Below are 10,302 nucleotides of genomic sequence, written 5' to 3'. Positions count from 1 at the left end.
CGGCGGGGCCTCGAGGGGCCCTACAGGTTCGGGAACCAGATGCCGATCTCGCGCTCGGCGGACTCCGGGGAATCCGAGCCGTGCACGACGTTCTCGGCGACCTCCAGGGCGAAGTCGCCGCGGATGGAGCCGGGGGTGGCGGCCTCGACGGGGTTGGTGCCGCCGGCGAGCTGCCGCCAGGCGGCGATCGCGTTGGGGCCCTCGATGACGCCGGCGACCAGCGGGGCGGAGGTGATGAAGTCCACCAGCTCCCCGTAGAAGGGGCGCTCGCGGTGCTCGGCGTAGTGCTCCTCGGCGGTGGCCTTGTCGGCGACGCGGAGGTCCAGGGCCACCAGCGTCAGGCCCTTGCGCTCGATACGGGAGAGGACCTCGCCGACGAGGCCGCGGGCCACGCCGTCGGGCTTGATCAGGATCAGGGTGCGTTCGGTCATGCCCGGAAGTCTACGTGCCGCCGGCGCCGGCCCGGGCGCGGGCCGGGGGCGGCGGGGGCGGCGCCGGGGCCTCAGGTGTGCTGGGTGGTCAGCAGCCCGCGGCGCATCCGCTCCAGCAGGTTCTTGCGCAGGTGCAGGATGTAGGCCCACACCAGGGCGAAGAGCACCCCGACCAGGCCCAGGGACCAGTGCGCGAAGAAGGTGAGGAGGGCGAGCACCTGCAGCGCCAGGTTGCCCCGGAGCGCCCAGGGGCGCTTCTGCAGGAAGGCCATCGCCACCATGGCCACGCCCAGGGCGGTGACGAAGCCCATCGCCCCCGGGGTGGCGTGCGCGCCCCCGTCCACCCGGGCGAGCACGGTGAGCCCGAGCAGCACCGAGATCGCCTGCATGATGAGGGTGCCGGCCATCACCCCGCGCAGCCCGGCCAGGGGGTCCTTCTCCGGGGTGCGGCCCGGCCCGAGCGGGCCGTACTCGGTCGCCTCGGCGCGCTCGGCGCGGGCCTCGCGCGGGTCGCGGGGGTCCTCGGGCGTGGTCATTGCGGTTCCTTTCCGAACAGGGTGCGGGCCTCGCCGGCGGTGACCACCGAACCGGTGATCACCACGCCGGCGCCGGAGACGATGCCGTCGCCGGAGTCGGTCTCCTCGGCCAGGGCGATGGCCAGCTCCACCGCCGAGGGCAGGTCCGCGATGGCGTGCACCCGCTCCTCCCCGACGATGGCGCGGGCGGTCTCGGCGAGCTCCCCGACGGGCAGCGCCCGCGGCGAGGAGTTCTCGGTGACCACGATCTCCTCGGCGAAGCCGGCGAGCTCGCGGAGGATCCCGGCGGCGTCCTTGTCGCCGAGCACCGCCACCACGGCGACCACCCGGCGGAAGTCGAAGGCGGCCTCGATGCCGGCGTGCAGCGCCGCGGCGCCATGCGGGTTGTGCGCGGCGTCGACGAGCACCGCGGGCGCGGAGCGCACCCGCTCCAGCCGGCCCGGGGAGCTCACCGCGGCGAAGCCCTCCCGGATCGCGTCGGCGTCCAGCATCCGGCCGGGCCCGGCGCCGAAGAAGGCCTCCACCGCGGCGAGCGCGGTGGCGGCGTTGCGGCCCTGGTGCGCCCCGTGCAGGGGCAGGAAGATGTCCCGGTACACCCCGGCCAGGCCGCGCAGGGTGAGGGTCTGCCCGCCGACGGCGATGGCCTGCTCGGCCACCGCGTACTCGGCGCCGGCCCGGGCCACCGCGGCGTCCACCGCCACGGCGCGCTCGAGCAGCACCCGCAGCGCCTCCGGGTCCTGCTCGCCGATCACGGCGACGTTGTCCGGGGGCGCCAGCAGGTCCCCGGCGTCCCAGCGGGACTTGATGATCCCGGCCTTCTCCGCGGCGATCTCGGCGAGGGTGTCGCCCAGGTAGTCGACGTGGTCGAGGCCGATGGGGGTCACCACGGCGACGTCGGCCTCGGCGACGTTGGTGGCGTCCCAGGTGCCGCCCATGCCGGTCTCCACCACGGCGACGTCGACGGGGGCGTCGGCGAAGGCGGCGTAGGCCATGGCGGTGAGCACCTCGAATTTGCTCATCGCGGGACCGCCGGCGGCCTGCGATTCGGCGTCCACCATCTCCACGAAGGGCCGGATCTCCGCCCAGATCCGCACGTAGTCGCGGGGGTGGAGGGGTTCGCCGTCGATGGCGATGCGCTCGGTGACCAGCTGCAGATGCGGGCTGGTGGTGCGCCCGGTGCGCCGGCCGAGCGCGCGCACCAGCGACTCGATCATGCGCACCGTGGAGGTTTTGCCGTTGGTGCCGGCGACGTGGATGACCGGGCAGGACCGCTCGGGGTGGCCGAGCAGGTCCATCAGCCGGGCGATCCGGTCCAGGCTGGGCTCGATTTTCGTCTCCGGCCAGCGCAGGTCCAGCTCCGCCTCGGTTTCCGCCAGGGCGGCGAGGTCGGCGGCGGTGATCTTCCGCGGGGCGGGGGCGGCGGTCTTCTCCGCCAGGGGCAGCGACAGCCCCCCGCCGTCGAGGGAGAGCCGGCCGAAGATACCGCCGGTGACCGGGGCGTCCGGGTCCGGGTCGAGCTCCGGGTCGGCGGCCAGGGCGGCGAGCTCGGCCTCCGGGGCGCCGGAGTAGTCCTCCTCCCCCTCGCCCTCGGCCAGGGCGGCGAGGTAGCCGTCGTCGGGCAGCTCCGCCGGCGCCGCGCCCGGGCCGGGCGCGGCGTCCCCCGCGGCCCCGGCGTCCTCCCCGGCCGCGTCGCCGGCCTCGGCGGCGGCGTCGTCGTCCAGGCCGAGGCGCTCGGCGACCTCGCCCATGGTCACCTCGAACAGGCCGTCATCGGCCCCGGCGGCCGGGTCCTCCCGGCGCGGCTGCTCCTGCCCGCTCATGCCTCCGGCAGCCCCTCCAGCCGGGCGGTGAGCCGGGCGATCTCCTCCTCGGCGACCGCGTGCCGGGCCCGGATCTTCGCCACCACCTGCTCCGGGGCCTTGGCCAGGAAGGCCTCGTTGCCGAGCTTCCCGCCGGTGCCGGCGAGCTCCTTCTCCGCGGCGCGCAGATCCTTCTCCAGGCGCTTGCGCTCCGCGGCGAGATCCACCGCGTCGGAGGTGTCCAGTTCCACGGTGATGGTGGCCCGGGACAGCCGCACCTCGATGCTGGCGGTGGCGGTGAAGTCCTCCCCCGGGGCCTCCAGGCGCACCAGGGAGCGCACCGCCGGCTCCTGGGCGGCGAGATCCGCCGCGGCCAGGCCCATCCGGGCGGGCACCCGCTGGCCGGGTTTCACGCCCTGGTCGGAGCGGAACCGGCGCACCTCGGTGACCAGCTTCATCACGTCGTCCATGCGGCGGGCGGCGTCGGCGTCGGCCTCCCCGGCGGCCGCGGCCGCCCCCGGGGCGGGCCAGGCCGCGGTGACCAGGGTGTCGCCCAGGCCGGCGCCGGCGGTGAGCGCGGTCCACAGCACCTCGGTGACGAAGGGCATGGTCGGGTGCAGCAGCCGCAGCAGCACGTCGAGCACCCGGCCGAGCACCGCCCGGGTGGCCGCCATCCGCGCCGCCTGCGCCGCGGTGGGCTCCTCGCCCTCCGCCAGCCGGGGGAAGTCCACCTTGGCCATCTCCAGGTACCAGTCGCAGAACTCGTCCCAGGCGAAGTGGTAGAGCGCCTCATTGGCCTTGGCGAACTCGTAGGCGTCGTAGGCGGCGTCGACGGTGCCGCGGACCTGCTCCAGCCGGTCCAGGATCCACCGGTCGGCGTCGGTGAGCGCCTCCCGATCCGGCAGCTCGGCGACCTCGGCGCCGTTGAGCAGCGCGAAGCGGGTGGCGTTGAACAGCTTGGTGGCGAAGTTGCGGCTGGCCTGGGCGGCGTCATCGCCCACCGGCAGGTCCGCGCCCGGGTTGGCGCCGCGGGCCAGGGTGAAGCGCAGCGCGTCCGCGCCGTAGTCGCGCACCCAGTCCAGCGGGTCGATCCCGTTGCCCAGGGACTTCGACATCTTCCGGCCGTGCTCGTCGCGGACCAGCCCGTGCAGGAACACGTCGGTGAAGGGCACCTGGGGCCGGCCCCCGGCGCCGGCGCCGAGGGGCGAGTCCGGCAGGGTGGCGGCGAAGGTGGCGAACATCATCATCCGGGCCACCCAGAAGAAGAGGATGTCGTAGCCGGTGACCAGCACCGAGGTGGGGTAGAACTTCGCCAGCTCCGGGGTGGCCTCCGGCCAGCCCATGGTGGAGAAGGGCCACAGCGCGGAGGAGAACCAGGTGTCCAGCACGTCCGGGTCCTGGGTCCAGCCCTCCCCGGCCGGCGGCTCCTCGTCGGGGCCGACGCAGACCACCTCGCCGGCGGGGCCGTACCAGATGGGGATCCGGTGGCCCCACCACAGCTGCCGGGAGATGCACCAGTCGTGCATGTCGTCGACCCAGTCGAACCAGCGCGGCTCCTGGCTGGCCGGGTGGATCACGGTGTCCCCGTGCCGCACCGCGTCCCCGGACATCCGGGCGAGGTCGGCGACCTTGACGAACCACTGCTCGCTCAGCCGCGGTTCGATGGCCTCCTTGGTGCGCTCGGAGTGGCCCACCGAGTGCACGTAGGGGCGCACCTCCTCGACGATCCGGCCCTGCTCGCGCAGCGCCTCCCGGATCGCCTCCCGGGCCGCGAAGCGGTCCATGCCGTCGAAGCGGGTGCCGGTGCCCTCGATCACGCCGACGGCGTTGATCACCTCCGGCATGTCCAGGCCGTGCCGGGTGCCCATGGCGAAGTCGTTGGGGTCGTGCGCCGGGGTGATCTTCACCGCGCCGGTGCCGAACTCCGGGTCCACGTAGTCGTCGGCGATGATGGTGAGGCTGAGGTCCTCGCGGAAGGGGTGCGCCAGGGTGCGCCCGACCAGGTGCCGGTAGCGGTCGTCGTCGGGGTGCACCGCGACGGCGACGTCGCCGAGCATGGTCTCCACCCGGGTGGTGGCCACCACGATGGCGTCCGCGCCCTCGCCGTAGCGGAAGCTGACCAGCTCGCCGGGGACGTCCTCGTACTTGACCTCGATATCGGAGATGGCGGTCTGCAGCACCGGCGACCAGTTCACCATCCGCTTCGCGCGGTAGATGAGGCCCCGGTCGTAGAGCTCCTTGAAGATGGTGGCCACGGCCCGGGAGAGGCCCTCGTCGAGGGTGAAGCGCTCCCGGGACCAGTCCAGGGAGTCGCCGATGGCGCGCATCTGGCCGCCGATCCGGCCGCCGTAGTCGCGCTTCCACTCCCACACCCGGGAGACGAACTCCTCCCGGCCGTAGTCGAAGCGGTCCCGGCCCTCGGTCTCCTTCAGCAGCGCCTCCACCTTGGTCTGGGTGGCGATGCCGGCGTGGTCCATGCCGGGCAGCCACAGCACCTCGTAGCCCTGCATCCGCTTGCGGCGGGCCAGGGCGTCCATCAGGGTGTGGTCCAGGGCGTGGCCCATGTGCAGCTGGCCGGTGACGTTCGGCGGGGGCAGCACGATGGAGTAGCCGGGCTTGTCGGAGGCGGGGTCGGCGGTGAAGTACCCGGCGTCGACCCAGCCCCGGTAGAGCCGGTCCTCCACCTCGGCGGGGTTCCAGCTCCGCGGCAGCCGCGCGGCGCGGTCGGCGGCCTCGGCGGGCTGGTCGGGTCGGCGGGGGGCTTCGCTGCTGGTGTTCGTCACGAGGCACAGTGTAGAGGGTGCCCGGGCGCCCCCGGGGCCGGGGCCGCGCGCCGGCGGCGGTGCCCCGCCCGGGCCGGGGCCGCGGGCGGATCGGGGCCCGGCTGCGGCGAGCCCGCCGCGCGCGGGGCGCGGCGGGCGGGGGTTCCGGGGCCCCGCGGCGGGGTCAGCCGATCAGGTCGGCGACGGCGTCGCGCTCCTCGCGCAGTTCGGCGACGTTGGCGTCGATCCGGGCGCGCTGCGCCGCGGTGAGCTCCAGGCCCTCGACGATCTCCCAGGCGCCGTCCCGGGCGATGCAGGGGAAGCCGCAGACCAGGCCCTCGTCGACCCCGTAGGAGCCGTCGGAGGGCAGCGCCACGGAGACCCAGTCGCCCTCGGCGGTGCCGTGCACCCAGTCGCGCATGTGGTCGATGCCGGCGGAGGCGGCGGAGGCGGCGGAGGACTTGCCGCGCACCTCGATGATCTCGGCGCCGCGCTTGGCGACCCGGGGGATGAACTCCTCCTCGACCCAGGCGTCGTCGACCAGGTCGGCGACCCGCTCCCCGCCGACGGTGGCGTAGCCGACGTCCGGGAACTGGGTGGCGGAGTGGTTGCCCCACACGGTCATCCGGCGGATGTCCGCGCTGCGCCGGCCGAGCTTGGCGGCCAGCTGGGACAGGGACCGGTTGTGGTCCAGGCGCATCATCGCGGTGAACCGGTCGGCGGGGATGTCCGGGGCGTGCCGGCGGGTGATCAGGGTGTTCGTGTTCGCCGGGTTGCCGATGATGAGCACCCGGACGTCCTCGGCGGCGTGCGCGTTGAGGGCCTCGCCCTGGGGGCCGAAGATCCTGCCGTTGGAGGCCAGCAGCGCGGAGCGCTCCTCGCCCTTGCCGCGCGGCTTCGCGCCGACCAGGAAGGCCGCGGAGACGCCGTCGAAGGCGACGTTGGCGTCGTCGGTGATGTTCACCCCGGCGAGCAGCGGGAAGGCGGAGTCGTCCAGCTCCATGGCGACGCCCTCCGCGGCGTGCACGGCGGCGGGGATCTCCAGCAGGTTCAGCTCGACGGGCACGTCGGGGCCGAAGACGTCCCCGTGCGCCAGTCGGAACAGCAGGGAGTAGGAGATCTGGCCGGCGGCGCCGGTGACGGCGACCTTCACGGGGGACTGCGTCATGGGGGTCCTTTCGGGGACTTGCGGGTAGTGCACCGACCACGATAGTGGGCCGGCGGCGCCCGCGCAGAACCGGCCCGTCCGGGGAAACCCCAGGTGATCCGGGGTGCGCCCGCCGACCACCCCCCTGGTGCGGGCAAAGCCACGCGCACCACCCCCGCCCCGCCCGAAACGGCGTTACCCTGTTGTCGACGGTGAATGTCGGAATACCGGTGGATTTCCCCGCTGACCTGCGCGGGCGCACGTGGGGCGGTCCCGGGCCCGGTGGGGGCCGGGGGTGAACTCCCGCGGTTCCGGCGGGCAACGGGGCTACCATTGCCCTGAACGACGCCGTCGTCCACCCAGCGCCCGCGCACCACCGCCGCGACGGGCGCTGATTCCGACCCAGCCAGTCACGAGGAGGGCGCATGAAACCCGCCGGACACGAGGAGATCCCGGACCGGGAGGTGCTCCAGGCCGCCCTGAAGCTCTTCGTCCGGAAGGGCTTCGCGGACACCCGCATGGACGAGATCGCGGCCGCGGCCGGGGTCACCAAACGGCAGCTGACCTACCACTACGGGGACAAGACCGGCGTCTACCGGGAGACCCTGCGCTACGGGCTGAGCCGGCTGCACCTGACCAACGAGGAGCTGCGGCCCACCTCGGATGTGCCGGTGGTGGCGATGCGGGAGGTGCTCGGCCGGGTCTTCGACGCCTACTTCTCCTCCCCGGACTCGATCCGCCTCATCACCGCGGAGAACCTGCACCCGGTGCTGCCCCCGGGCGAATCCGGCGGGCTGGTCGCCCAGCACCCGGCGGTGCAGGAGTACGACCGGATCCTGCTGCTGGGCCGGGATCTGGGGGCCTTCCGCACCGACGTCTCCGCCCTGGACATCCACTTCATCATGGCCTCCATGGGCTGCTTCCCCACCCTGGGCGACCCGGCCTTCCACGGCATCTACGCGATGCGGCTCACCGACGAGGCGCTCCGGGAGAACACCAAGGCCCTGGTCACGGACACCATCATCGGCTTCCTCACCTCCTCCACGGGCGGTTCGGGGGGCAACTCCTACACCGGGGTGGAGCCGGCGCCGACGGAGGCGAAGATGGACGTCAAGCTCGCCGACGAGGTCTACGGCGACGATGACACCGCCCTCGTCGACGAGGAGGTCACCCCCGACTACGCCGACATCTACGAGGAGTAGCCGGCCCGCCCGGCGCACTACGCCGACGCCGCCCGCCCCGGGAGGGGGCGGGCGGCGTCGGCGTCTACCCGGCGGCCGGGGCCTAGGCGGAGCGCTCCCCCGCCTCGGCGGTGATGAGCTCCGGTTCGGCCTCCCCGGCGACGCAGGCGGCGCCGATCCGCACCGCGGTGACGTCATCGCGCTCGGGCACCTCGAACATCACCGGCATGAGGATCTCCTCCATGATCCCGCGCAGCCCGCGGGCGCCGGTGTTGCGCGCGATCGCCTTCTCCGCGATGGCGTGCAGCGCCTCCTCGTCGATGGACAGCTCCACCCCGTCCATGGCGAACAGCCGCTGGTACTGCTTGACCAGGGAGTTCTTCGGCTCGGTGAGCACGCGCACCAGGTCAGCCTCGTCGAGGTTGGTCACCGAGGCGAGCACCGGCAGCCGGCCGATGAACTCGGGGATGATGCCGAAGCGGATCAGGTCCTCGGGCAGCACCTGGCCGAAGGGATCGGCCTCGGCGGCGTCGACGGGGCGCACCTCGGCGCCGAAGCCCAGGCCCTTGCGGCCCACCCGCTCCTGGATCACCTTCTCCAGGCCGGCGAAGGCCCCGGCGACGATGAAGAGCACGTTGGAGGTGTCGAACTGGATGAACTCCTGGTTGGGGTGCTTGCGCCCGCCCTGCGGCGGCACCGAGGCCACGGTGCCCTCCAGGATCTTCAGCAGCGCCTGCTGCACGCCCTCCCCGGAGACGTCCCGGGTGATGGAGGGGTTCTCCGATTTGCGGGAGATCTTGTCCACCTCGTCGACGTAGATGATCCCGCGCTGGGCCCGGGCGACGTCGAAGTCGGCGGCCTGCAGCAGCTTGAGCAGGATGTTCTCCACGTCCTCGCCGACGTAGCCGGCCTCGGTGAGGCTGGTCGCGTCCGCGATCGCGAAGGGCACGTCGAGTTTGCGGGCCAGGGTCTGCGCCAGGTAGGTCTTGCCGCAGCCGGTGGGGCCGAGCAGCAGGATGTTGGACTTGGCCAGCTCCACGTCGTCGCCGGCGGCCTCCCCGGCGTTGATCCGCTTGTAGTGGTTGTAGACCGCCACCGCGAGGGTGCGCTTGGCGGCGTCCTGCCCGATGACGTACTGGTCCAGGAAGTCCCGGATCTCGGAGGGGCGGGGCAGCCGGTCCTCGGCCTCGGCCTCGGCCCCGGCGGCGCTGAGCTCCTCCTCGATGATCTCGTTGCACAGCTCGATGCACTCATCGCAGATGTAGACCCCCGGTCCCGCGATGAGCTTCTTGACCTGCTTCTGGGTTTTGCCGCAGAAGGAGCATTTCAGGAGATCGGAGCTTTCCTGCATGCGCGCCATAGGGCGACCACTTCCTCGTGCCTCGGCGACGGTTGACCCCACAACCCTACCGCGAGCCCGGGCGCGCGGCGCCGACCGCGGGGGCCTCCGGCGTGGCCCGCGGGGGTGCCCGGCGGCGCCGGGGCCTCGCCCCGATGCCGCACCACCAGTAACATAGGCACCATCAGTCACATCCATCACAGCCGGGGGCGCCATCGGCCTCCCCGGCGGGCGAAAGGAACGACGACCATGATCCGCCATCGGGGCCGCCGCGCGGCCATCGCCGCCCTCGCCGCGACCGCCCTGCTCGCCCCGCCCGCCGCCGCCGCGCCCGCGGCGCCGGCCGCACCGGACGCCGCCGGCTCCGCGGCGATCATCGAGGAGCTGCTGCCGGAGGCCATGGCCGCCCCCGGCGGGATCCCGCTGGAGGACCTGGAGCGCCTCGTCGGGGCGCTCGGCGCCCGCGCCGAGGCCGCGCTGCGCGAGCTGCTGGAGCAGGCCCGGTCCCCGCGCACCGAGAAGCTCACCGCCGACTACGGCTCCGACGCCGCCGACCCGGCCGGCCCCTTCGCCGAGCAGCCCGAGCCCGAGCGCACCGCGGAATTCGGCGACCGCACCGAGAAATCCGACTTCTGGTTCCCCGCCGCCACCGCCGGCTGCGGGGTGGGCGATGCGCCGGGCACCGTGGCGAAGGCCACCGTGCAGCCCGGGCCGAACTTCGGGGCCGGGCCAATCCTCGGCAAGGGCAACCTGATCGCGCCCTACATCCCCGCCGGGCACGCCTTCTTCCACATCTTCGTCGGCTCCGACCAGCTGGTGCCCGTGGTGCAGGGCACCGACATGAAGGTGCTCTGGCTGAACCTCAGCACCGCCCGCGGCGGCATCGCCGATCTGGACGACACCGTGCTCGGCGCCGGGCTGCTCGCGCAGACCTCCCGGCTGGTGGACACCGGAGAGGGCGGGGTCATCGCCGCCATCTACGGCAGCACCGCCTACGCCAACGGCGACGTCTGCCGGGTCTCCCCCACCCTCGGCGGCACCAGGGTGGGCGGCCAGTCCGAGAAGATCGGCGCCGGCTCCAGCTGACCCGAATCCCCACCGGGGCCG

At 73.7% G+C, this 10,302-nt stretch carries 8 protein-coding genes; 2 read left to right on the top strand and 6 right to left on the bottom strand.

The annotated features are described in order from the left end of the window. Positions 1-20: 20 nt before the first annotated feature. From ndk to CSPHI_RS03220, 5 genes are all read right to left on the bottom strand, one after another. Positions 21-431 (bottom strand): nucleoside-diphosphate kinase, encoded by a 411-nt coding sequence (gene ndk / locus CSPHI_RS03240; protein ID WP_075691476.1) that lies wholly within the window; start codon positions 429-431, stop codon positions 21-23. Positions 432-502: 71 nt separating this feature from the next. Next, entirely contained in the window at positions 503-967 is a 465-nt protein-coding gene (locus CSPHI_RS03235; RefSeq protein ID WP_075691475.1) for a DUF4233 domain-containing protein, read from the bottom strand. Further along, complete coding sequence (gene folC, locus CSPHI_RS03230; protein WP_084210428.1) at positions 964-2,715, bottom strand: bifunctional tetrahydrofolate synthase/dihydrofolate synthase; 1,752 nt, start codon at positions 2,713-2,715, stop codon at positions 964-966. Before folC ends, CSPHI_RS03235 begins: the two co-directional genes overlap by 4 nt. A 68-nt stretch (positions 2,716-2,783) precedes the next feature. Continuing rightward, the gene (locus tag CSPHI_RS03225) at positions 2,784-5,549 is read right to left on the bottom strand and encodes a valine--tRNA ligase (RefSeq protein ID WP_075691474.1); all 2,766 of its coding nucleotides are present in this window, start codon (positions 5,547-5,549) and stop codon (positions 2,784-2,786) included. A gap of 163 nt (positions 5,550-5,712) precedes the next feature. Continuing rightward, positions 5,713-6,696: a malate dehydrogenase gene (locus CSPHI_RS03220; RefSeq protein ID WP_075691473.1), complete on the bottom strand. Its 984-nt coding sequence runs from the start codon at positions 6,694-6,696 to the stop codon at positions 5,713-5,715. Between the two features lie 404 nt (positions 6,697-7,100). On the opposite strand from CSPHI_RS03220, the gene CSPHI_RS03215 reads away from it, so the two are divergent. Then, positions 7,101-7,877 carry a TetR/AcrR family transcriptional regulator gene (locus CSPHI_RS03215; RefSeq protein WP_075691472.1) on the top strand — a complete coding sequence of 259 codons (777 nt, stop codon included), beginning with the start codon at positions 7,101-7,103 and terminating at the stop codon, positions 7,875-7,877. An 82-nt stretch (positions 7,878-7,959) separates the two neighbouring features. Here CSPHI_RS03215 and clpX read toward each other — a convergent pair whose 3' ends face one another. Then, a complete protein-coding gene (gene clpX, locus CSPHI_RS03210; RefSeq protein WP_075691471.1) occupies positions 7,960-9,216 on the bottom strand; it encodes an ATP-dependent Clp protease ATP-binding subunit ClpX in 1,257 nt (418 codons plus the stop codon). 228 nt (positions 9,217-9,444) lie between these two features. Here clpX and CSPHI_RS03205 point away from each other — a divergent pair, with 228 nt between their 5' ends. After that, positions 9,445-10,281, top strand: a complete 837-nt coding sequence (locus tag CSPHI_RS03205; RefSeq protein ID WP_075691470.1) for a CHAD domain-containing protein — start codon at positions 9,445-9,447, stop codon at positions 10,279-10,281. The last annotated feature ends 21 nt before the right edge of the window (positions 10,282-10,302 follow it).

The organism is Corynebacterium sphenisci DSM 44792, from assembly GCF_001941505.1.
In the GTDB taxonomy this organism is placed as follows: Bacteria; Actinomycetota; Actinomycetes; order Mycobacteriales; family Mycobacteriaceae; genus Corynebacterium; species Corynebacterium sphenisci.
Note: the sequence above shows the minus strand (reverse complement) of the source record. Positions and strands in the feature narration are given on the sequence as shown.